Here is a 23895-nt window from a genome sequence, read left to right on the forward strand (position 1 = left end):
GACTAAATCAAATGAGCTTTTAGAGTAAGTTGAAAGGGCTATTGTTAACTGGCGCAATACTTTGCTTCAAAGTTTGTCTTACACTTCTTTAGCGTGAATTTACTTATGTCGTAAGTAGGCAGGTATACCACATAAAGCTATATCGATTTAATTTTAAGCTGAAATACTAACTAGGATCATTTAAATGTAGTTTTGGGCAATAAAGTGATGACAAATAGCTTCATTTACATAGTATTAGGCAAGTACGTATTAATCTGCTCTAGAGCTTAAAACGGAGAATTATTGTGGTTGTAGAAACCGATGGCTATTTGGCTTTAATCGAGCACCTATCATTCAACCTTGATGTGTTTACCAATAGTAATGGTGATACTGGAAACGAAAGTGTCGAAGACATTGTTACCGACATGATTTCAACAAACATCATGGCTATTTTCGAGCAAAACCCAGAGTTGCATTCGAGCGTTCGTTTTCAACTTTTGAAAGAAGCAGATGCCGTAGTAGCGGATCTTGGTGAAGTATTAGCGGGTGTGTGGGCTAAGAAAGCGACTAACGAACAAATTGTATTCCTCGATGAGTACATCGCGTTAGTGAAGAACCTGTTTGATACTGCTGTTGCTAAATACGATTAACGGTTTGTTTGCTCATTTATCGTCGTAATTAATCAGTATAATAACAACGGGCGTTTAAGTCGTATCTTTCTAGAGTTACCTCGCTCAGCGGTTTATCTTTCGAACCGCTATAAACGCCTAAAGTGCCAAAACTTGGATGCCCAGTAAGGGTTATCTAACCTAGAAATAATGACACCTTTCGATGTCGAGGCATGTAGAAATTGGTTGTTTCCTAAATAAACGCCTACATGTCGCACCGTCATCGAAGTCTTGAAAAACACCAAGTCACCGCTTGTTGCCTGCCCATACGCAATTTCTTTTCCCTTTTTACTCTGGTCTTTTGTGGTTCTTGGTAGAGCTTGTTGAGTCGCATTTTGCACGGCGATTTGAACAAAAGCAGAGCAATCTATACCTCGAAATGAGGTCCCACCGAAATGGTATGGCACGCCTTTCCACTGTTCATACACGCTCATATAAGCGTTTGTAGTCAATTGTTCTGACTTTGATAGGGGTTTCTGTGCGGTTTGACTAAGCTGAGAAGGCGAAGGTGACGAGCTACAAGCAGCCAATGTTGCTAAAGTTATTGTAACTACAGCCATTTTTCTGATTTTCATATGTAACTCTTCTGACAAAAAACTGAAATAAAAACGTCATCAAGGACTTCTAGTATACGACCTAACTTAAGGATATCTCTTTTCGTAGTCAAACTGGATTTCACATGCCCGACACAAATTTATCAATAAAACCCTCACGTTATACATTCTCGCTCATTCAAACCGTCACTGCTGTATTTATTTCCATTCTTTTACTCGTTAGTTTTTTATCAATGGTTAGCATTCGGGGAGTTGAACGGGTCGGGGGACATTTTGATGCACTTTCAGAACAAGCTTTACCCCTTGCTTTACACAACGCCGAATTAACGCAAAGCGTATTAGAGCAAGTAAAACTTCTCACCTATAGCACCCAGTCAACCGACTTAGATGCGCTGAATTCGACAAGGGTTTCAATTGACCAACTCGCAACAGAGAGTAATACCACGCTTGAGGAACTCCTTTTTATCTCCCAATCTTTTCCTGATGCGATCTCTTTAGAGCAACAACAAAACCTTATTGATGATATGGCCCAACTGCAAACCATGACTAATACGGTACTGCTGGCGCAGATTGAGATTCAAAGTAAGCAAAATCTGATCGACAGTAAAATGGGCGAGTTTCGTTATGGTGTTGGATCGATCGGACCTGAAATGAACCGAATCAGCTCATTCTTGGTTGAAGACAACCCAGAAGCGAGCGATGCAGCGAACCGATTTACATCCAGTGCGTCTGCTATGGCGAACACCTTCTTGATGTTGATGATGCAATCTGACATTGACAAAGCACAAGACGAATACCGTCAATTGAGAAACCGAATCGCAGGCCTTAACTTGGCTTACAGCGATTTTGCCGATTGGCACCCAGACATCGCTGAGTTCGCGAGCTTGACGGCGCCTTACGAAATGGTGAAAGAAGGCTTCACCGAGCAAGGGATAATCAAACAAATTCTCTTGAAACTCGAACTGGTTCAGCAGCAAGAGCAAAACTTAACGCAAGTCATCACCTTAGCAAACACCGTCATAAGCACATTGAATCAGTTGTCTTCTACCGCTTCCCACCTGATTGATGAAAGTGAACTGGTTGTAAATCAAACCATCACCAATATTGATCGTGTGTTGTTTATCAGCGGGCTAGTGATTGCCTTTATTATTGTGATCTCATGGTTCGTGTTACGCCGTTGGATGAATAAAGGGCTTAAAAACATTACACACCAGTTGAGTTCACTTGCAGATCACGATTTCTCTAAACAGAGTGAACTGATGGGGCCGCTAGAGCTGCAAGTTATCACTTCAAAACTTAATACGGTCGTTGATTCCACCGCGGACTCGGTTCGTTTGGTAACGCTTAATTGTGAAACGCTCTATCAAACCGCTGAAGTAAGTCATGATGCTGCCGAGCAAACCAATTCAAGCTTGAACGAGCAGAACGAATCACTACAGAATATGATCACCACAATTACAGAACTTGAAGCATCCATTGGTGAGATTGCTCGTATCTCGAACGCATCGAATGACGACGCGCAGATAGCAGAAGACGAATCAGTCAATGGTAGCCAAGTAGTCGGCCTTAACCAGAAGCGATTACAAGCACTCGAGCAATCTCTTAGCCTGAATCAAGAATCGATGACGGACTTGGATATTCGAGTGAAACAGATTCGTGAAATGGTTGACGTGATCAGTGGTATTGCTGAAAACACCAACTTACTCGCATTGAATGCCGCAATAGAAGCAGCGCGAGCAGGGGACCAAGGTCGCGGGTTTGCCGTGGTTGCCGATGAAGTACGAAAACTGGCGAGTGGTACCTCCCAGCAAACCACTAATATTCGTAATATGATGAACGAATTGGTGGCGGCAGCTGACCGGTCACGTGCTTCTGTAACGGAATCGAGAAGCGAAATGGCGAATGCACTGGAAACCAGTGGCGATGTAAAGCAGGCCTTCGAGAAAATCGAATTCGCGGTTAGCCAGATCAAAGGCCGTGTTGAGCAAATCATGGTGGCAACCGAACAACAAGCCCGTGCGACTGTCGATGTAACGCATTCTATCACTCGCGTGTCTGAGCAGGGTGAGAACACTAAACTGCAACTTGAATCTATGATCGAGAGTTCAGAGCAAGTCGGAGAGATAGCAGGGCGCCAACAAGCTATGCTTCATAAGTACGTATTGAAGTAAGTGTGTAAACGTCGTCCGGAAGTGGGAATTGCCGCTGAAAGGTGAGAAGCTACGCATATAAAAATGGTGCAATCTCTTATGAGTTTGCGCCATTTTTTATTATTTTCTTGAGGCGTTAGGTCTTGTCTTTCGAATGAGGGAAGGAAGCGAATGGTTGGCGTAACATTAAATCTAGCCGTTGCTCTTTACCATCTTGAATCTCGGGAACACCAATATGCACCTTGTCATGACCAAGCTTGGGTTGGGCGCGGTAAGTCTTAAACCAGATGTCCCACACTGATAAAAAGAAGCCAAAGTTTGAGTGCGTTTCCTTAACAATGACCGAGTGATGAACGCGGTGCATGTCTGGTGTCACAATCACTTTTCTCAATCGTTTATCGAACCATAGCGGAAGACGTGCATTGCTATGGTTAAACATCGCGCTCGCATTAAGAACAATTTCAAAGATCACGACAGCAATGACAGGCACACCAAGTGCGATCACCAAACTCACCTTGATGAGCATTGAAAGAATCATCTCAATAGGGTGAAAGCGCGTTCCGGTTGTGACATCGATATCTAGATCCGCATGGTGAACTCGATGTAGCTTCCACAACCAAGGAACACGGTGAAACACCAAGTGCTGTAGGTAAATGGCACAATCCAAGAGCAATACACAGATCAGAATGGTCAATTCTTTCGGAAGTGACAGGGTATTGAACAGACCCCATTGGTTTTCTTGTGCGATAACCGCCGCTTGAAATGCTGCGATAGGAATTATAGTGGCCAATAGAAAGCTGTTCAAAGCGACTAACGCAAAGTTGTTTCCCCAGCGAAACCATTTGCTTTGAGTCAGTGCTTTACGTGGAAAACGGTATTCCCAAAGCGCACACAGTCCGAAAACGACAATAAAACAAACAAGGCGAAGCAGTGATGGGTCTTGCATGGGAATTCCTTCTATCATTCTAGGGACACTGTAAGTACAATCGTGCCACTTTTCTAGATTTATCGTTATTGTCCATGAGAATCCACGCTTTTCACCGTTTATATCAACACCGTTTGTCTCTTTCTACCAAGCCGTTTAACGCGCGCGGGTGTAAAGTGGTTCGATGTCAGTTCTGTAAAATCAAACAAGACAGCTGTATCTGTGAACATCAACCAGACGTAAATACGAACGTCGCGACCATGTTGATCTTATCGGACAACGAAATACTCAAACCAAGTAATACCGGCCGTTTAATCCTTGATACCGTTAAAGACAGCTATGCCTACCTTTGGCACCGCACTGAACCGAATCAAGAGATGCTTGATGTGCTGAAAGACGATAAATATCAGCCAGTCGTGGTCTTTCCTGAAGATTATACCGATGACAAATCGCGTGTGGTTGCAGATCTTGCTGAAATGCGAGATTCGAACAAGACGTTGCTGCTGATCTTTATTGATGGTAGTTGGCGTGAAGCACGACGTATTTTCCGTCGTTCAGAGTATCTGCAAGACTTACCGGTGTTGTCGATCGAACCAGAATCGGTTTCGCAATACATGATGCGTAAGTCAGACAACGAACAACATCTCTCGACTGCAGAAGTAGCGAGCTTGGTTTTGAAACAGGCTGGTGAAGAGCAGGGCGCAAAGACTTTACAGCTGTGGTTTGAGACATTTCGTGAAAGCTACATGCTAAGTAAGACGCGTTATAAGTCCGATCCAACCAAACCAAGCCTGAACGCTTTCATAGAGCACACTAAAAATGAGACGTCACTCTAACCTTTAACCGCTTTGTGCTGACTTGTTGTTCAAACAGATTCGAACACGAGATAAGTTTGTTATCCATCACGGTTTGTAGGGGGAGTGTTATGGATAATGCGTCCTAGATGTTTAATTTGAAAAATTTATTTGCCCGAATTTAGGGAAAAATTGGAGAGATTTCATGTATTACGGCTTCGATGTTGGCGGCACAAAAATTGAATTTGGTGCGTTCAATGAAAAACTTGAGCGAGTAGCAACAGAACGCGTACCAACGCCTACTGAAGATTATCAACTGCTACTTGATACGATTGCCGGTTTGGTGAAGAAGTACGACAGTGAATTTTCTTGCGAAGGTAAAATTGGTCTTGGTCTTCCTGGTATGGAAGATGCTGACGACGGCACAATGCTGGTTGTTAACGTGCCAGCTTCAACGGGGAAACCACTACGTAAAGACCTAGAAGCACTTATTGGTCGTAGTGTGAAAATTGAAAATGATGCGAATTGCTTTGCGCTTTCAGAAGCGTGGGATGACGAGCTTAAAGACGAACCATCAGTAGCAGGCCTAATTCTAGGTACTGGTTTTGGTGGCGGGTTAGTTTACGAAGGCAAAGTGTTCTCTGGTCGTAACCACGTTGCTGGTGAACTGGGCCATATGCGTCTTCCTATTGATGCTTGGTTCCACCTTGGCGACAACGCACCGTTACTCGGTTGTGGTTGTGGCAAGAAAGGTTGTCTAGACAGCTACCTATCAGGTCGTGGCTTTGAATTGATTTACGAGCACTACTTCGGCGAGAAGAAGAAAGCAATCGAGATCATTCAAGCGTACAACGAAGGTGAAGCAAAAGCGGCTGAGCACGTTGATCGTTTCATGGAGCTATTGGCTATCTGTTTCGCGAACCTGTTTACCGGTCTTGATCCACACGTAGTTGCATTGGGTGGCGGTCTTTCAAACTTCGAACTTATCTACGAAGAGATGCCAAAGCGTATCCCTAAATACCTACTGTCTGTAGCGAAATGTCCAAAGATCATCAAAGCGAAGCATGGTGATTCAGGCGGCGTTCGTGGTGCTGCATTCCTTAACATTAAGTAATCGTGACTTAAGTTAAGCTAGCTAAGGTTAGATAGTTAAAAAGTACAAATAAAAATGCCGCAATCTCGAAAGAGGTTGCGGCATTTTTTATTGTTCGGTGCTTTCGTTTCTTTAGCTGTTAGCTGTTAACTACAAACGAAAAGCTAGAAACGACATATCAAGAAAAGAGCCAAGAGGGCTTACTTCTTCTTTTTACCAACACCAAGATTGTCTTTTTGCTTCAACGTAAGCTTAGTAAAGCCAAGCTTGCGGAAGTAGTTGTCTTGGTAGTTACGAACCGCTTTAGTATCAGAAATAAACTCAAGCTGTTGCTCAGTTTTTAGATACTCAGAGATATCGATGCCTTCAGCTGCAGCAACAGCTTCTTGGATCGTGCGGTGTTCTTGTTTTGAAAACAGTAACTCTTTGTCTTCGTCTTTGTAAGTGTACAGAATGGTACGAGCCATGGTGCTCTCCAATAGAATTATTACTTTGCGCGCACTCTACATAAAAACCGTACGTGGCTCAAGGTAATGGTAAGAAATCTTAAGATTATCGTTCTAAACGTTTAGCGTAATTTAAGCTATTTGTCTTTTAGGAAACGAACAGGTTGTTTTTCTCGAAACGAAAAGAACAAAAAGCCCCTTAACATCGAAAGCTCGATAGAAGGGGCTTCGTCTATGTCTTGGCGAAGATCTTCCAAATCACTTAAAAGCTTCTAAATCAATTAAAAAGCAGCTAAGTCAATTTAAGTGTTTGAGCTTTGAATCAAACGCGACCTTGCAGAGGAATGATCGTCACTGTCTCGCCAACTTTCACAGTATCAACTGCTGGAGATATTTCGATTAAGCAGTTCGCTTCACTCATTGAACGCAGAATACCTGAACCTTGCTTGCCCGTTGTTTTCACTTCAAGCACGCCAGATTCATTCATCGAGAACACACCACGGCTAAATTCAGTACGGCCTTGGCGTGAGCGCAGTTGTTCAGTTGCTACAGCATTTGCTTTCACTGGCGTCCAGTTCGTTTGACCTTGAAGCTTGCGGATCGCAGGCTCAACAAAGTTAATGAACGACACCATTACTGCAACTGGGTTACCCGGCAAACCAAAGAACGGTTTGTTTTCAATTTTACCGTAAGCCAGTGGGCGACCTGGACGCATGTTGATACGCCAGAAGTTGATTTGACCGAGCTTATCCAACGCAAGCTTGATGTAATCCGCATCACCAACAGACACACCACCAGAAGTCAAAACCATATCGGTTTCAAGCGACGCAGAATGCAGCACATCCATCATCTTCTGCTCATCATCTTCAATGATGCCGTAATCGACGATGTCACAGCCGAGCTTTTGAAGCATGCCGATAATAGTAAAACGATTTGAGTCATAGATAGAGTTTGGTTTTTGCTCGTGACCCGGCGCTTGAACTTCATCACCCGTAGAGAACACACCCACTTTCACTTTACGCAGAACAGGGCAGGTACCAAAACCTAACGACGCCATCATGCCCATTTCTGGCACTTCAATGCGTGTGCCACGTGTAAAGACAGGTTGGCCGATTTCTAAATCTTCACCTGCCATACGGACATTTTGTCCAACCGAGATTTTAGCATCAGGGAAGCTAACTTTATCGCCATCTTGGACGGCTTGTTCACGCATCACGACAACATCAACGCCTTCTGGCATTGGTGCGCCGGTCATGATTTTAACGGCTTCACCTTGTTGCACGATTTGCTCGTAGCTGTGACCCGCCATGACTTCAGCAACGATGTTGTAACTGTCCAATTCTAGATCTTCACTACGAATTGCATAACCGTCCATTGCAGAGTTGGTATTCTGAGGAACGTTGATTGGCGAAATCACATCTTCAGCCAGCACGCGGCCGTAGCCTTGCAGTAATTCAACACTCTCTGTGAGATCGAGTGCGTCAATGCTATCAACAATCTTTTGTTGGCCTTGAGTAACGGTTAAACCTGCAGGAGAGAACGAATCACAACAAACAGCTGGCGCTGCGTCTTTTGAAGATGAGCATGACACGGCTCTGCCTGTTGTAGAGACAAGGTCAAAGGACTGCGCGTAATCGATGATGAAATCACGAATCGCTTCTAAGTCGCTGATCGCCATTTGTGGCAGCTCTGATTCAACTTGGCTGTCTGCCGCGATAGCAATAATGTTGTTATCGTTTGGATATAACCAAGGTTTGCCCACTTCATCTCGGTGCAGTTCAATTTTAGGGAAGGCGATGTTCTTACAGCCTTCAACCAAAATCAGATCAAGGGTGTTGGTATCAAATCGAGTCAGCAGGTAATAAAAATCTGCTTCGGCTTCTGGTGTTTCTGTCATCATCACGTGACGATTACGCGATGCAATCAACATTTGGTTCGCGCCCGCTTTACGTAAGCGGTAACTGTCTTTACCCGGCTTATCGACATCAAAATCGTGGTGAGCATGTTTTAACACGCCAACTTTTAAACCCGCATCAGTCAACAGAGGAAGCAGGGCTTCAAGTACGGTCGTTTTGCCTGTACCGCTATAAGCAGCAAAGCCCAATAAAGGAAGGTTAGGGCGTTGTTTAGAATCTTTCATTATTGAAGCGTTCCGAATTGGGTGAGTTCTTCTGGCGTGTTGAGATTAACAAAGCAGTTAGGAGAATCGCTGAAATCAACGTATTCGGTAACACACTCTTTGTATAGCAAGATGATTTTACGGTCACCACGTTCCAAAAACGCTTCTAACTTTGGTAGAACACGTTTGTGGAATAGGGTGAATACAGGTTGCTTAAATTCGCCATCATGCGCGACAAGAATGTCACTGTCTTCTTTTACTGCAGAACAAAAACGCTCAACAAGGTCGTCACTGATTTGTGGGCTGTCGCAAGGGACAAAGCCGACCCAGTCTGTGCTCGCGTTTTTAAGGCCAGCATGAATACCGCCCAATGGACCTGGATAGTCAGGGAAGGAATCGGAAACAACCGGAGCAAATGCTTGGTAACTGTCTAAGTTACGGTTGGCATTGATGGTGATGCTGACATCTTGTTGTGACAGCTTGTTTATAACGTATTGAATAAGCGGAGAACCGTTGAGCTCAACAAGTCCTTTATCTTTTCCGCCCATGCGGCTGGCCTGTCCGCCAGCCAAAATAACCCAACTAGTTTGCGTTGGAAGCAGCATAAATATTCTCTTGTGCTTTATCTTTCTGAATAACTTGCAGAAGCGGCGATTCGGTCAAAGTATTGTCTTTGATCCACCATTGCTTCTTACATAAGTCGGTTAACGCGTTAGTTTGGTGACTAGTGATGACTAAACTCGCGCCTCTTTGAAGAAGATCTTCGGCCATTATCACCAATCTTTCAATAGATTCTTTGTCTAAAGAAGCACTTGGTTCATCCATAAGCAAGATTGACGGCTTAAGAATCCAAGCTCGTGCCATTGCAACGCGTTGACGCTCACCACCAGACAACACAGAAATGTGTTCATCTGCCAAGGTTTCTAAACCTACCATTCTCAGCGCATTAATTATTTGAGCTCGCTTATCTTTTTGGCTCTCTTTGTTAAAGCGAATGCCATAAGCGACATTTTGGTACACCGAACCATCAAAAAGATAGGGGGTTTGATGCAGGTAGATAATGTCTTTGAACTTGAGCCTAGGGAATAAGATCTGCTGCCAGCTTTGTGTCGGAGACTGAATGCGGCCGGAGCTTGGCTGAATCAATCCAGACAATATTTTAAGTAGGGTCGTTTTACCCACACCATTATCTCCTTTGAGATAAATGGCATCGTTGGGGCCGATCGACAATTCGGGAATATGGAACAAAACACGCTCTTTGTAGCGCATTGAAATTTGCTGCGTTGTTATTTTTATACTCATGACAGCGTTCCTAAGTTCTTAAATAGCCTTTTCCTCTCACACTGGAAAGGAAAAAGTTAAGGGCTAATGCCAATGCTAATAACACCATACCGAGGGCGACGCCTTGAGCGAATGCGCCTTTGTGGCTTTCCATAGCGATAGCTGTTGGGATGTTTCTTGTCATCCCCATAATGTTGCCACCGACCATCATTGAACAACCAACCTCAGTGACAATACGAGAGAAGGCAGCGATAGTTGCCGCTAAAAGAGGGAAGCGCGTTTCCCAAATTAACGTACACGCCACACGAGTCGTTGATACGCCAAGCGTGCGCGCCGTTTCAACCGCTCGGCGGTCACTGGCTTGGAGAGCGCCATGCATCATCGCAACTAGGATAGGGAAACAGATCACCATTTGACCTAGAATCATCGCCTTTTGGGTGAACAGCAATTGCCAATCACCTAACGGGCCAGAGCGAGAAAGCATCATGTACATCAACAAACCGATAACCACAGTAGGGATCGCTTGCAGGGTGTTGATCACTGAAAGCAGAGCCCATTTCCCGGGGAACTCGGTATAAGCCAATAAGAAAGCCATAAGGATTGCAGGAACAATCACCAATGAGATGGCGGACAAAGATACGCTGAAGGATACCGCGACGATTTTCCACAATTCGTGGTCAAAGCTCACAAGTAGATTCATTGCATCAATCGTTGTTTGCCATAGGGTCATGAAGTATCTCGTGTAAATCGATAATAGGTTTTATCGGTAATGACTGATGTTAATCATAGCTGACCCAAACTATTTGAGTGTGTATTGGTCAGCTATTGTTTCTTTAAATGCTTCAGTTAACTGGTTAGTTAAGCGTAGTGCTAATTGGAATTAGTACTTACAACAAACCATTCTCAGCTTGTTATAAACGAATCTACGCTGACGAAAAACTATTCTGCGCTCGCAACAAACAGCTGTTTACCGTGCAGTTTAAAGTCGTTAATCAGTTTCTGACCTTTAGGGTTAACCAGCCAATCACTGAATACTTTCGCTGCTTGGTAGTTAATGCTCGGGTAGCGTTCTGGATTAACAAGAATCACTTGGTAAGGGTTAAACAGGTTCTTGTCACCTTGGAAAAGGATTTTAAGATCCAATTTGTTTTGGTAAGCCAACCAAGTACCACGGTCTGTCATGGTGTAGCCTTGCATCTCTGACGCCATGTTCAGAGTAGGGCCCATGCCTTGACCAACACTGCGATAACCACCGAAGTTTGGTTCCATTTTAGTTTGTGCCCAAATACCCATCTCTTTCTTATGAGTACCAGAATCGTCACCACGAGAAACGAAGGTCACGTTATTGTTCGCGATTGCTTTGAACACATCAGTCACTGCTTTTTGAGATTCAATCTTCGCCGGATCGCTTTGAGGACCAACAATGACAAAGTCGTTGTACATCAGCTTGCGAGGTAGAACCCCGTAACCTTGTTCAACGAAATTCGCTTCAGCCTTTGGTGCGTGAGTCATCACTAGGTCTACATCGCCATTCTCACCCATACGAAGTGATTTACCTGTACCCGCCGCTAGAACATCAACTTTGATACCAGAATCTTTTTCGAACTCAGGTAATAAGTAGTCAAGTAGACCAGAGTGATAGGTACTTGTGGTTGTTGCCAATTTGATATGGATGGTGTCTTCCGCGCTGCTAGCCGTATAACTGACGATAGATAGAGCTGCAATAGTTAGGGGAATTGCTTTCATTATTATTATGTCCATTCTGTTATAAATGAATGACATGCCTTCAGTTTTAAAGGGCTCAAAAAAGGGCATGTGCATAAGACGCTAATTGTTGTAATTAGAAATCTACACCTTATAAGCAATCTTAATGCCAATAAATCATGCATCAGATCTCATTAAATTGCTGTTATTTCGGACAAAACTGCGTCATTTAGCCCTCTAAAATGAATCAAAACATGAGCTAGGACAAAATGTCGCACATTGTCCCTGTTGCACAAAAGGTTAATTGGTACACTCTGTCCCAACTTTCCCCACCGGCTAATCATTATGTCTTTACCTAGTTCATCTGCACCCAACCTCAACCCGAACACATTGACTCAATATCAAGCGTTTTCCGTCTTGGTTGTGGATGATGAAATGGGTATGCAGGCTATTTTAAAGAAAGCACTGGGTAAGTTCTTTGGCAAGGTATCGAGTGCGGGGTCGGTTGAAGAAGCCGAAATACTGCGTTCGAGCGAGCATTTTGATCTCATTGTTCTTGATATCAATCTGCCAGGTCGGTCTGGTATTGAGTGGGAAGAGGCGTTTAACGACAACGACAAACGCGCCGATGTGATTTTCATGACGGGTTATGCCGATCTAGAGATGACCATATCCGCGCTTAAGCTTGGTGCTTCAGATTTTATTCTTAAGCCGTTCAACCTCGAACAGATGATACAAGCGGTTCTGCGTTGTATGGATAAGCGACTCGACCAAAGAATGCAGTACGCGTTGAAGCGTGATGTGAGTCGTCATATCAAGACTGAACTGATTGGCAATTCAGACAAGACCAAACAACTTAAATTGCTGATCAGTCAATTTGCACCGTCTCGAGCGTCCGTCTTGATAGAAGGTGAGTCGGGTACCGGCAAAGAGCTGGTTGCTCGTGGTGTACATGAAGCCAGTAAACGCACAGGTCCATTTGTGCCAATCAACTGTGGTGCGATTGCTCCAGAGCTTCTAGAAAGTGAACTGTTTGGACATACATCAGGCGCATTTACTGGTGCGAAGAAAAACCGTGAAGGTCTTTTCCGAGTCGCAAGTGGTGGCACCTTGTTCCTTGATGAAATTGGTGAGATGCCACTGCCAATGCAAGCTGCATTGTTACGCGTGTTAGAGCAAAGAACCATTCGTCCAGTCGGTAGCGAGAAGGAAATTTCCGTTGACGTACGAGTGGTGGCGGCGACCAACCGAAATCTTCAAGAAGAGGTCGATAAAGGGCACTTCCGCCGCGATCTGTTCTACCGACTCAATGTACTTAAGATTGATGTGGTGCCATTGAGAGAGCGCCCGTCAGACCTGATTGAACTTGTTCCATACTTTACTCGTCTTTTATCGAGCGAGCTTGGCATGCCAGTTCCAAATTGGGCACATGAAGATATCTTGGCGTTGAACGAATACGAATGGCCGGGAAATATTCGTGAACTTAAAAACTTAGTCGAACGATGCATTCTTTTAGACAAGCCACCAGCACACTATTGGCGCGAGATTAATGGTGATCCTGTTCCTGCTAGCATTTCAGTGACGGTGTCACATGGTGCGGAAATGCCAAACTTGAATAATGCAGACGCTGCCGAGGGTTATCCAAACACTTGGACACTCAAAGAAGTAGAAAAATCTCATATAGAACAGCTGGTTAGTTTTCATGATGGCAATAAATCGGCAGCTGCAAGAGATCTTGGCGTCGCACGTAAAACGCTAGAGCGTAAGTACAAAGATTGGAACACAGAAGGCTCTGAATATGCCGATTAGACGTCGTTGGTGGTCAAAGTGGGCGTTCCGATTCAAAACCATGGTTCGCTACCGATTATTATTCCTAACATCAGCTCCGATCATTCTGACCTTGTGCGCGCTTGTGGCTATCACACTGTATTGGTCAATACATTACACGTGGCAGGGCGCTCTGATTGATGTTGATGAACGCTTGGATGTTGCCGATAACAGTATTCACCTGATCCAAAATCAGCAAGCATACAACGTTCGTGCGTTTGCCGAGTCTTATAACTTTCGAACCAAACTTGCGAGTGATCTTTCACACGAAGAGCTAACGCGCTGGGTGTCTGAGAACAAATCTCGCTATGAGCTCGATTTTCTGCGCTGGCGCAGTGTCGAGAGCATGGAAAAGAAACTCGAATATCTAAACTTAACTCACAAGCCTTCATTTTTCAGTGTCTTAAGCCGTAATGAACTCAATTATCTCGATCGTGACCTCGCTAAAAAAGCGGAAGTTCCGATGCTCAACGGGCAAGAGGTCGAGACTCGCGGATTGGTAAGCCGAACCGTTGTATCCATCAAAGATGAACATGATCATGTGATTGGTTTTCTGGATGGTGGGATCTTACTGAATAACAGTACTCAACTTGTTGACCAAATCAGCAACCTTATCTATCCACAACGAGAAGGTTTTAATCGTCATATAGGAACGGTCACGGTTTTCCTTGATGATCTTCGTGTTAGCACCAACGTGCCTTTGAGCAGTGAAGACAGTGTAGGGCGCGCCATTGGTACACGTGTTTCTCACGAGGTTCACTCGAAAGTCTTGAATGAAGGTAAAGAGTGGCTAGATCGAGCGTATGTTTACGATGCTTGGTACATCACAGCTTACCAACCAATCCATGACCAGTTTAATAATGTGATTGGTATGCTTTACACCGGTTATTTGATTTGGCCGCTGATAGAAACGTACTTGACCAACCTTGGCGAAATTAGCATTACCATTGTGTTGCTTCTGTTGGCATCCGGTTTGATCGTTCACCGTGGCGCACGTGATCTTTTCAACCCAATCGAACGCATTCATAAGGTCGTCAAGCTAGTCCAGATGGGGCAAGACAAGCGAATTGGTACGCTAGGTTTGGATGATCAACACGAACTGACACTGCTCGCTAAACAATTCGACAAGATGTTGGATCTACTGCACGAGCGCAATCAAGAGATTCAACAAGCGGCGTCTGAACTTGAGTGCAAAGTGCATTCTCGTACCGCGAGTTTGAAAGAGAAAACTGAAGAACTCGAACTGCACATCAAGCTTCTCAATCAAGCCAGAGATAAGCTGGTGGTCAATGAAAAACTGGCCGCGTTAGGTGAATTAACGGCAGGTATTGCTCATGAGATCAATAACCCAACCGCCGTGATTCTTGGCAACGTTGAACTGATGAAGTTTGAACTGGGCGATGAAGTGAGCCGTGTAGATGAGGAAGTCCACGCGATCATGGAGCAGATTGACCGAATTCGAAATATCACACGAAGCCTGCTTCAATACAGCCGTCACGGCGGCGTACAAGACGAAATTACGTGGCAACATATCAACCCAATAGTGGATGAAAGTATTACGCTCGTAAAAACAGGTGCGAAGAAGAAAGGCATTGTGTACGTATCGCAGCTGAACGCTAAAACCTCAGTCGAGGTCAATCGAAACCAATTGCTACAGATTCTGGTTAACCTACAAATGAACGCGATTCATGCAATGGACGGTCAGGGCACGTTAACCATTTCGAGTGAAGACTGGGTTGAAAATGGTGTGTCTCATGGCGCTATCGTTCATGTTCAAGATGAAGGCTGCGGTATTAAGGAAGAACAACTGAAACGTATCTTCTCGCCTTTCTATACCACCAAACGAGATGGCACGGGCTTAGGGTTGTCAGTATCTCAGAGTATCTTGAGCCAAACTGGCGGCGAGATCCGAGTTGAATCTGAGGTAGGTAAGGGAAGTTGCTTTAGTATCTATCTTCAACAGAAAGCGACACCTCAATTGCTTGTATCAAACCTATAAGTTCTAAGAACTCATTCACTGATATTATCATCTGATAATATTTCTAACGCGCTTGGGCTATTACACGAACGTTTTAGCCCAAGCACGAAAATTCCGCACTACTAATCTATCGCAAACCAAATCTCAACTCGCTGCAAATGAGGTACTCCAAGCCTCACAATCGCTCGCAGAAGACAGTCAGAAAATGGCGAACACTACAGAACACCTTACTGAGCAATTGAAATACTTTAAGGTTTAGCATCAATAGGACTATTAGCTTAAAGATAAAAAGCTCATAAAAAACACCTCCGCACTTGCGATAAGTTCGGAGGTGTTTTTATTTATGGCTAGTCATTTGCTATAAGCAACAAACGTCTAAAGCATCAAGCCTAATGCGCCGCTACTGAAATTTTCGGTGGGTTGATGTTGTGCTTCTTAAACTCTTTCATCACACGCAAAGTAATGTCGGTTTCAAACAGCTTCTCATACGCAGTATCCACAACGTAAGCCTTACAAGTTAGCTGTATTGCTAGGTAGTTATCGGTAATCGTCTGTTTAACCAAAACCGTTACAGGTTTCGGCAAGTGGATATAACGACTTGAAGACGCCGCTTCTTGAATCAGATCGCGGGCTAGGGTGATGTCTTCATCCATACCAACGTAAAACGGAATCACCACCTGCATGTCCAACGCACCGTAGTTACCACTGGTGGTCACTTCATTTAAGAACTTGTTGTTCGGAATGGTAATGATGTCATCGTTCAGGGTTCTCATTCGCACTGAACGCAAACCAATGGTAATGATATCACCGTAGTTGCCTTCGAACGTGACGCGGTCACCAACTTGAAAGGGCCTATCAATCATTACCGTGATGCCCGCGATGAATGAAGCTGCCAAATCTTTAAGCGCAAAGCCGACTGACACGGCGAGGGTACCACCAATCAAAGCCAGTATTTGGTCGTTGATTCTAAAGCTCATCATGAACACGATAAGACCTGTGCTCACATAGATAAAGAACTGAGTAAACGACTGCAGTTTCTGTAGCAGCATTCGGTATTGCACGAATTGGCTACCAAAACTGGTCACCATCGAGTTGATAAACTTAAGCAGTAACCACATCGCAGCAATAACGATCATGGAGAAGAACACGCCGCTCCATCGCACTAGACTCGCTATCTTTGAGATGTTTTCTACATTGGCTAACTCTTCCGTCGCAAAGATCGGGAAACTGACAGCACTTGCCAAGCCAACAAATAGTAGGATAAATAACTTCTTCATTTTACTTCACCAGTAGATGTTGACGGTCGAGAACGTTAGTAATGTGGCGGAACCAGTGCTCGGAAATTCGAGCCTTTTCTTCATGCCAACCAATATAACCACGGCTTTCAAAGTAACGCAGAATGCCGGTTATCTCAGCCGTGCTTAGCTGCGTACAATCAGACAAGACTTCCGGAGACGCGATTTCCAACTGCACGATAGAACGAAGCACAGCCAGCATAGGTTTTGGCATGTTTTCTAGTTCTTGTGCTTCTGGAACATGGAACAAGCGCACCACGGCTTGATCGGTATCTTTGTTTCGATTCAATGAGAGTCGGAAGAAGCGCAACGCAACGGTAGGGTTACCATCAGAGTAATGCCACAAGATTCGGTAGAAGCCTTGGCGTGCGCGATCTTCCTCGCTCATGTCATCTTGGTCCCACTGTTTAGGCACCACCAAACCATCAAACGATAACGGCTTCTCAAGCTCCGTATTAATACGGCTATTTAGAAGCTCACCGACTTGTTTCTCTGTCCAACGCGGAAGGAAACACACCAAGTCAAACAGCAAACGTTCGCCACGCGCTCGATCGACAAACCGCCAGCTTGATTTGGCGATCGATATCACGACACGGTGGTTCTTTTTAGAACGACGCAGTAGATTGGTTAAACGTATCAGATCAGACAAGCCGCCAACCATTGGCTTAACTAGACGTTGTGCATTATCGATCGCAATCAAGTACGTGGTCTTGCTTTTACGAAGGTGAGCCAAGATCTGAATCTCAGTCGCTTTCTCTTCCAAGCCGATGCTCACCGCTAGATGCGCTAACAGCTCTTGATAACCAGCGTAAGGGCAACTTACGTAGACAGGTTCAGCGTTAGAGACTTTGTGCAGCAGTGTATAAAGCAGCGTTGTTGCGCCCACACCACGTTCACCTGAAACAATACAGATAGCAGGGCTGTCTGACATCAAGTAGCGAGACAGTTGCTTAACCTCATCACCGGCGTAATCAATCAGCGTGCTGTCGATATTACCCGGAAGAATGTATTCATAGGTTTGATCGCCTTTGATTCGAACCAAGTTTTGCTGATTCTTGTCAAGGTCAGACTGCTTAGCCACTTCAATTCTAAACAGGTACGCCAAAGCTTGGCTAAACAGTGTGTAATTAGACAGTAAGGCCATGATGCGGTGTTGGAAGTTGTAAACACTCAACCATACGATGCCAATGGCCGTCGCCAATATATTAAGTAAGAAGGTATCCTTGCGGTTTACTGCCCAGTTCACCCATACCGGACGATCAGAGATGTGTTGCAGCGTATCGAAGACTTTCGCACGCCATAATCTAAGCACTGAAATGGTAACCAGTACAAACCAGAAAAATAGGGCGCTGTAGATCCAGCTATAGATAGTGCCTTTGCCTAGCGTGATACTCGATATTTGCAAAGTCACACCCGCAACAATGAAGCTCCAAACATAACGGCGAATGGTCGATAGGCGCAGCGCAATCACTTCTTGATTGGATGTGCGGCCCAAACGATACGCAAATTCCAAAATAAAGCTGATAGCAATCGAACCACCTAGAATCCACCAAGTGAAGATCTCAAGGAAAATCAGGTGTTGCAGGCTAGGGATGCTGGAGAGCACTCTTAGAGAAAGCGTAATCGCAATTAACCAAGCAATCGCACGATCAGCGCGGCTGATGTACCAGATCACACGTACTAAAAATGGAGGGTTCGTTTTCGCTTCAAGAAAATTAATTCTGAACAACTCAATCAAACGAGTGCTATTGGCAAGCCACCACGCTAAACCAAAATAGATAAACAACACTTTTAACGATGCACCAATCACAGGCACTGGCGAAATAAATATGTCTTTAACGAGCGCTTTAAAGCTACGAATTTGGAAGTAAACAAGATACTCAATGTTGAGCTTGGTTAATTCCCACTCTTGCTTAAATTGAGTTACACCGTAGGGGCCAAAACCCGTTAGGCGCTCTTTATTAGCGGAATTCGTCTGCTCTAACAGGTGTTGCTTGCTCACATTCAAGCTATTCAAAGTGACGTAACTGGTTTGAACGGCAAACCATTGATCGGCGTCGTTGTTCGCTCTGTAGGCTTTTATCTGTTGCTCGAAGGTTTTGATTTCCTGCTTTTGAACTTGTAGCACTTCAGCGAGCAATATATTGACTTGGCGTCTGTCCGACGGTTCCATAAAGAGGGGGTCGGGTAACGAATCAATTCGATCATCGAGATCAACAGCAGAATCGGATACCTGCGGCTGAGATTGTAAGTCATATTCCAAGTTGGCATGACTAGGCCAAGAGAGAATGGCCAAAGTGAGGATTAAGAAGCGCGATAGTGAACGCATAAAAGTCTCTTAGAATTATGAGGTTAGGATTACTATAGTTAGATAATCTGACTTTGTGAAATCCAACCCCGTGTCGGGGGCGAGTACTTTATTCCTGTTTCGAGCGATTTTGTCATGAAATTGTCAGGGATTAGGCTAGTATTTGAGCATCTTTATTATGTCTTCTGTTGCGTTGATCGGGTTGGCTTTTACTGTGACCAATCAGCATACGATATATTCAATGGTTGGCATGATTTGGGACGTTATATACCGCCCATTATGGTGCGCTGTTCGATATTTTGTTTTTCCTTAAAATCGACGGTTTTACGGCGATAAATAGAAAACCAAAAATGTGAGTCAGTTCAAACTATGATTTGGCTAGGTTATCACTCACTTAATGGCCAGTAATTGCAATCAATACTTGCAGTTAAAGCCCTGAACAAGTAACGTTGCGGCGTTTTTCACATTAAAAAGGTAATGGCATTGATCTCCACAGCAAATATCACCCAACAATTCGGCGCTAAGCCACTTTTCGAAAATATTTCAGTTAAGTTCGGCGAAGGCAACCGCTACGGTTTAATCGGCGCGAATGGCTGTGGTAAATCGACGTTCATGAAGATCCTATCTGGTGAACTTGAGCCAAGTGCTGGTAACGTAAGCTACGATCCAAACGAGCGCGTTGCTAAGCTAAACCAAGACCAGTTTGCTTACGAAGAATTCACGGTAATCGACACGGTTATCATGGGTCACAAAGAGCTTTGGGCTATTAAGCAAGAGCGTGACCGCATTTACTCTTTGCCAGAAATGAGCGAAGAAGACGGCATGAAAGTGGCTGACCTTGAAGTTCAGTTCGCTGAAATGGACGGTTACATGGCAGAAGCTAAAGCTGGTGAGCTTCTTCTAGCGGTAGGTATTGAAGAATCAATGCACTTCGGTCTGATGAGCGAAGTAGCACCGGGTTGGAAACTTCGTGTTCTATTGTCTCAAGTACTGTTTGCAGACCCGCATATCATGCTTCTTGACGAACCAACGAACAACCTGGACATGGACACCATCAAGTGGTTGGAAGACACGCTAAACCAACGTAACTGCACAATGATCATCATTTCGCACGACCGTCACTTCCTAAACTCTGTTTGTACACACATGGCTGACCTTGATTACGGCGAACTTCGTCTATTCCCAGGTAACTACGATGAGTACATGACGGCTGCGACTCAAGCTCGTGAGCGTCTACTGTCTGACAACGCTAAGAAGAAAGCACAAATTGCTGAACTTCAAACGTTCGTATCTCGTTTCTCTGCTAACGCATCTAAAGCGAAGCAAGCAACGTCACGTGCTAAGCAGATCGATAAGATCCAACTAGACGAAGTTAAAGCGTCTAGCCGTCAAAACCCATTCATCCGTTTCGAACAGTCTAAAGAGCTATTCCGTAACGCACTTGTGGTTGAAAACCTATCTCAAGGTTTTGAAGAAGACCTATACAACAAGTTCGACGGTATTTTCGAAGTAGGTGAGCGTGTTGCTATCATAGGTGAGAACGGTGTGGGTAAAACAACACTACTTAACACACTAGCTGGCGCTCTTGAGCCTCGCACAGGTGAGTACAAGTGGTCTGAAAACTCAAACATCGGTTACTACGCTCAAGATCACGCACACGATTTCGAGACAGACATGAACTTGTTTGATTGGATGAGCCAATGGCGCCAAGAAGGCGAAGACGAGCAAGTTGTTCGTGGCTTCCTAGGTCGTATGCTATTTGGTCAAGACGACATTAAGAAATCTGTAAAGGTTATCTCTGGTGGTGAGCAAGGTCGTATGCTTCTTGGTAAGATCATGATGCATAAACCAAACATCCTGCTAATGGATGAGCCAACAAACCACATGGATATGGAATCTATCGAAGCGCTTAACTTGGCTCTTGAGAACTACAAAGGCACATTGTTCTTCGTATCTCACGACCGTGTATTCGTAGACTCGCTTGCAACTCGTATCCTTGAAATCAAAGATGGCAAGATCAACGATTTCCGCGGTACTTACGCTGAGTTCTTGAAAGCACGCGGCTAAGCTTTAAGTTAGCCTTAGTTTTCAACTCTATGCGTTGGAAATTAAGCTATAAATTGAAAATTAAAAACGCCGTCATACTAAAAAGCATGACGGCGTTTTTGTATCTAGCTAAGTTTCTATGTATTTATCCTTGATGGGTCACTAACTATTTACATCAGAACTTTACAATTAGAAGCGGTTAGTGAATCACCAATCAAACCTACGCTTTTTTCCGACTGCTGATTATTCACCTTTCACATCAAAGTCAATCTTGTCTGCACCCGTGAACACTTGGAAGCGTAAACCTTTAGCGCGAGCAATCGTAGTGATACCGAACTTCTGCGCTAAATCTAAGCCCATTTGTGTAACGCCAGAGCGTGACAGTAGAACAGGGATTCCCATCTGCGCAACCTTAATCACCATCTCAGACGTTAAACGGCCTGTGGTGTAGAAGATCTTATCTTCACCTGTCTCTTTGTTAAGCCACATCTCACCAGCCAATGTATCAACGGCATTGTGTCGGCCAACATCTTCAACAAACGATAGAACCTTGTCGTCTTTGCAAACAGCACAGCCATGAACCGCACCCGCTTTCTTGTAGGTGTCGTTATAATGAGTCAGCGCTTCTAGAGCCGTATAGATTTCAGATTGCTTAATCTTGGTTTGAGGCACTTGGTAATCTTCCAATTGCTTCATCACGTTGCCATACATGGTACCTTGGCCACAGCCAGAGGTAACTGTCTTCTTCTTAAGCGCTTGCTCAAGTTGGCTCGTATCTTCTTTGGTGATAACCGCTGCTGAGCTGGTTTCCCAGTCGATGATGATTGATTCAACGGCTTCTGGATCAGAAAGGAAGCTCTGGTTCTTCAAATAACCCAAGACTAAAGATTCAGGGCGTGAGCCGAGCGTCATCAGGGTTACGATCTCTTTCCAGTTCAACATGACGGTAAGAGGGCGCTCACACGCGATCTGTTTCGTTAGCTTTTCGCCATATTCATCAAACACTTCAACTTCGATTGTCTGAAGTGGGTTCTCACTGGTTTTTATTATGTTTGGTTTTACCACAGTCATTTCCTACTTAATGAGATAGCGATTTTATGAGATAAGAAGTCAACAAGAGCAATAAGGCTCTCATTCATCAATGCGCTAGTTTGTTAGTTCGCTATAGCTTAGGTTTCGATTATCGTTTCGAACATGCCATAGCTCTGAGACTAGAGTCTGCAAATCTTATTCCAAAATAACGGGGATTGATGGAAACATGAAGCATTAGATTAAAATAGCGCAAAATATGAGAGTTCACTGGGTGGAGTTGTCTGAAATAACCAGTATCGACTAACGTTATAATGACAACTTGATAACGAACGCTATAGATACGCTCTCGTAGGTAATCCGTATTGGCGTGTTTATTGCTTTATGGGGTGTATATGATTGCGCACAGTACAAAATGTCCTAAGTGCTTTCAGACCAAAGAAAATCAATTGGGTGAAGTATGTCTGAGATAAAAGAATTCCAAGAACAATATGAAAAAACAGAAGCAGCTTGGCCAATCGGTGTCCAAAGAATAGAGAAAGAGATCAAAACTGGCATTTGGGTAACAACTCAATGGGAACTCATCGGTTTTGAATTATCACCTGAACATGAAACCCCAGACGTATGTTTGCTTCAGTTGCACAAAGACGAACGTACCGACTACCGCTTCAATCTAAGCTCTCAGCAACCTAAGCTATTCTTAGTTATGGATAATGTTGACTCCGGTAAACCTATTATTCAATTACTGACAGCATCACAAACAGTCGCAGGCCAATACATGGACGGAGATAACCAAGTATTGTCTTACGACATGCCATTGCCTGTACAAGCTTGGATGGAAGCATTCATCGGTCGTCATGGCGAGTTATTAGAAGCAAGACGTAAGAAACGTAAAGGCGCGGGTCGATCAAATGGCAACTAACTTTTTTAGCCGTTGGTCTCAACGAAAGCTTGATGAATCAACCGACCAACCTTTAGAAGCGCAACAAACGCTTGAGGAAACTGAGCTTACTTCCACTGAGGCTTCGTCTGCTGCTTCATCTATAGACGCAGAAACATCGGAGTCACTAGAACGTGGAACTTTGGAAAAAGAGTCTCCAGAACACGCTGTCGATTCTCAAACTATTGACTCTCAGGAGATAGCATCAGAAACGACTGAAGACTTGTCTGTTGCTCAATTATTGGTGTCAGAAGCTTCAGAAAGCGTAAAAAAAGCGGCATTGCGTAAATTATTCCTCTCAGAAGAATTCAACGTTCGTGATGGTTTAGATGATTACGACGACGATTACAGTAATTTGAAGTCTCTTTCTGAAGGGGTTGCGGAAACCTTGCGTGATTGGGTTAAAGACAAAACGGAAGAAGAAACTGCGCCAGAAGAAGAGCAAATCATTGATAATAAAGACGAAGGTGAAGTTTTAGAAAATTCTGAAAGCGATCTTGAGGTATCTGATAATAAACTTGAAACGTCAGAAAGTGCCGAAATAACCGAACAAGAAAAAGAACTGTATAAAAACACAGTACCGGATAATAACGCTACAATGTCAGACGAAGCAGACCTGAAAGAGGTGGGACAAAATATACCACACAAAGAATAGGTACATTTTGACTAAACACTCAATGAACCGCTTGCGACAAAATGTCCCAAGCGGTTTTTTTATACGCACAATAAACGTTATATAGGATTAAATCACTGAAATAT

20 protein-coding genes are annotated in these 23895 nt (G+C 44.1%); 9 read left to right on the top strand and 11 right to left on the bottom strand.

Going from position 1 to position 23895, the window contains the following annotated elements; all coding sequences use genetic code 11:
• Positions 1-284: 284 nt before the first annotated feature.
• On the top strand, positions 285-629 hold the full coding sequence (locus AB6F11_RS02180; RefSeq protein WP_010440912.1) for a DUF3802 family protein: 345 nt from the start codon (positions 285-287) through the stop codon (positions 627-629).
• 107 nt (positions 630-736) lie between these two features.
• Here AB6F11_RS02180 and AB6F11_RS02185 read toward each other — a convergent pair whose 3' ends face one another.
• Positions 737-1222, bottom strand: coding sequence for a C40 family peptidase (locus AB6F11_RS02185; RefSeq protein ID WP_017059602.1), 486 nt, complete (start codon positions 1220-1222; stop codon positions 737-739).
• A gap of 104 nt (positions 1223-1326) precedes the next feature.
• Between AB6F11_RS02185 and AB6F11_RS02190 the strand changes: the two genes are divergently transcribed.
• A complete protein-coding gene (locus tag AB6F11_RS02190) occupies positions 1327-3372 on the top strand; it encodes a methyl-accepting chemotaxis protein (RefSeq protein ID WP_102393725.1) in 2046 nt (681 codons plus the stop codon).
• A 115-nt stretch (positions 3373-3487) separates the two neighbouring features.
• On the opposite strand, the gene AB6F11_RS02195 is transcribed toward AB6F11_RS02190, so the two are convergent.
• The gene (locus tag AB6F11_RS02195; protein ID WP_017070845.1) at positions 3488-4297 is read right to left on the bottom strand and encodes a sterol desaturase family protein; all 810 of its coding nucleotides are present in this window, start codon (positions 4295-4297) and stop codon (positions 3488-3490) included.
• Between the two features lie 68 nt (positions 4298-4365).
• Here AB6F11_RS02195 and AB6F11_RS02200 point away from each other — a divergent pair, with 68 nt between their 5' ends.
• Both AB6F11_RS02200 and nagK read left to right on the top strand, forming a co-directional pair.
• Positions 4366-5112, top strand: coding sequence for a tRNA-uridine aminocarboxypropyltransferase (locus AB6F11_RS02200; protein WP_080582212.1), 747 nt, complete (start codon positions 4366-4368; stop codon positions 5110-5112).
• 163 nt (positions 5113-5275) lie between these two features.
• Positions 5276-6184 (top strand): N-acetylglucosamine kinase, encoded by a 909-nt coding sequence (nagK, locus tag AB6F11_RS02205; RefSeq protein WP_017068179.1) that lies wholly within the window; start codon positions 5276-5278, stop codon positions 6182-6184.
• Between the two features lie 179 nt (positions 6185-6363).
• Here nagK and AB6F11_RS02210 read toward each other — a convergent pair whose 3' ends face one another.
• From AB6F11_RS02210 to AB6F11_RS02235, 6 genes are all read right to left on the bottom strand, one after another.
• Positions 6364-6630, bottom strand: a complete 267-nt coding sequence (locus tag AB6F11_RS02210; RefSeq protein WP_102393726.1) for a DUF2960 family protein — start codon at positions 6628-6630, stop codon at positions 6364-6366.
• Positions 6631-6931: 301 nt separating this feature from the next.
• On the bottom strand, positions 6932-8749 hold the full coding sequence (locus tag AB6F11_RS02215; RefSeq protein ID WP_102393727.1) for a bifunctional molybdopterin-guanine dinucleotide biosynthesis adaptor protein MobB/molybdopterin molybdotransferase MoeA: 1818 nt from the start codon (positions 8747-8749) through the stop codon (positions 6932-6934).
• The gene (gene mobA / locus AB6F11_RS02220) at positions 8749-9333 is read right to left on the bottom strand and encodes a molybdenum cofactor guanylyltransferase MobA (RefSeq protein ID WP_004733776.1); all 585 of its coding nucleotides are present in this window, start codon (positions 9331-9333) and stop codon (positions 8749-8751) included. The genes AB6F11_RS02215 and mobA overlap by 1 nt, the downstream gene beginning before the upstream one ends.
• Positions 9311-10030 (bottom strand): energy-coupling factor ABC transporter ATP-binding protein, encoded by a 720-nt coding sequence (locus AB6F11_RS02225; protein ID WP_004733775.1) that lies wholly within the window; start codon positions 10028-10030, stop codon positions 9311-9313. Before AB6F11_RS02225 ends, mobA begins: the two co-directional genes overlap by 23 nt.
• A gap of 10 nt (positions 10031-10040) precedes the next feature.
• Positions 10041-10739: an ABC transporter permease gene (locus tag AB6F11_RS02230; protein ID WP_017067174.1), complete on the bottom strand. Its 699-nt coding sequence runs from the start codon at positions 10737-10739 to the stop codon at positions 10041-10043.
• A gap of 209 nt (positions 10740-10948) precedes the next feature.
• Positions 10949-11755, bottom strand: coding sequence for a substrate-binding domain-containing protein (locus tag AB6F11_RS02235; protein ID WP_102393728.1), 807 nt, complete (start codon positions 11753-11755; stop codon positions 10949-10951).
• Between the two features lie 303 nt (positions 11756-12058).
• Here AB6F11_RS02235 and AB6F11_RS02240 point away from each other — a divergent pair, with 303 nt between their 5' ends.
• A complete protein-coding gene (locus tag AB6F11_RS02240; protein ID WP_102393729.1) occupies positions 12059-13522 on the top strand; it encodes a sigma-54 dependent transcriptional regulator in 1464 nt (487 codons plus the stop codon).
• Entirely contained in the window at positions 13512-15539 is a 2028-nt protein-coding gene (locus AB6F11_RS02245) for a cache domain-containing protein (protein ID WP_017059613.1), read from the top strand. Before AB6F11_RS02240 ends, AB6F11_RS02245 begins: the two co-directional genes overlap by 11 nt.
• Positions 15540-15907: 368 nt before the next feature.
• Here the strand turns inward: AB6F11_RS02245 and AB6F11_RS02250 are convergent, their stop codons facing one another.
• Together AB6F11_RS02250 and AB6F11_RS02255 are read right to left on the bottom strand one after the other, a co-directional pair.
• Positions 15908-16795, bottom strand: coding sequence for a mechanosensitive ion channel family protein (locus AB6F11_RS02250; protein ID WP_017059614.1), 888 nt, complete (start codon positions 16793-16795; stop codon positions 15908-15910).
• A 1-nt stretch (position 16796) separates the two neighbouring features.
• On the bottom strand, positions 16797-19142 hold the full coding sequence (locus AB6F11_RS02255; RefSeq protein WP_017068188.1) for an ATP-binding protein: 2346 nt from the start codon (positions 19140-19142) through the stop codon (positions 16797-16799).
• Positions 19143-19604: 462 nt separating this feature from the next.
• On the opposite strand from AB6F11_RS02255, the gene AB6F11_RS02260 reads away from it, so the two are divergent.
• Positions 19605-21188, top strand: coding sequence for an ABC-F family ATPase (locus tag AB6F11_RS02260; protein ID WP_009846736.1), 1584 nt, complete (start codon positions 19605-19607; stop codon positions 21186-21188).
• A gap of 222 nt (positions 21189-21410) precedes the next feature.
• On the opposite strand, the gene fdhD is transcribed toward AB6F11_RS02260, so the two are convergent.
• Positions 21411-22232, bottom strand: coding sequence for a formate dehydrogenase accessory sulfurtransferase FdhD (gene fdhD, locus AB6F11_RS02265; protein WP_102333408.1), 822 nt, complete (start codon positions 22230-22232; stop codon positions 21411-21413).
• Between the two features lie 424 nt (positions 22233-22656).
• Here fdhD and AB6F11_RS02270 point away from each other — a divergent pair, with 424 nt between their 5' ends.
• Together AB6F11_RS02270 and AB6F11_RS02275 are read left to right on the top strand one after the other, a co-directional pair.
• Positions 22657-23118, top strand: coding sequence for a DUF3305 domain-containing protein (locus tag AB6F11_RS02270; protein WP_102393730.1), 462 nt, complete (start codon positions 22657-22659; stop codon positions 23116-23118).
• Positions 23108-23791 (top strand): DUF3306 domain-containing protein, encoded by a 684-nt coding sequence (locus AB6F11_RS02275; RefSeq protein WP_017063871.1) that lies wholly within the window; start codon positions 23108-23110, stop codon positions 23789-23791. The genes AB6F11_RS02270 and AB6F11_RS02275 overlap by 11 nt, the downstream gene beginning before the upstream one ends.
• Positions 23792-23895: the final 104 nt, after the last annotated feature.

The organism is Vibrio sp. 10N.247.311.14, assembly GCF_041467715.1.
Taxonomy (GTDB): Bacteria; Pseudomonadota; Gammaproteobacteria; order Enterobacterales; family Vibrionaceae; genus Vibrio; species Vibrio crassostreae_C.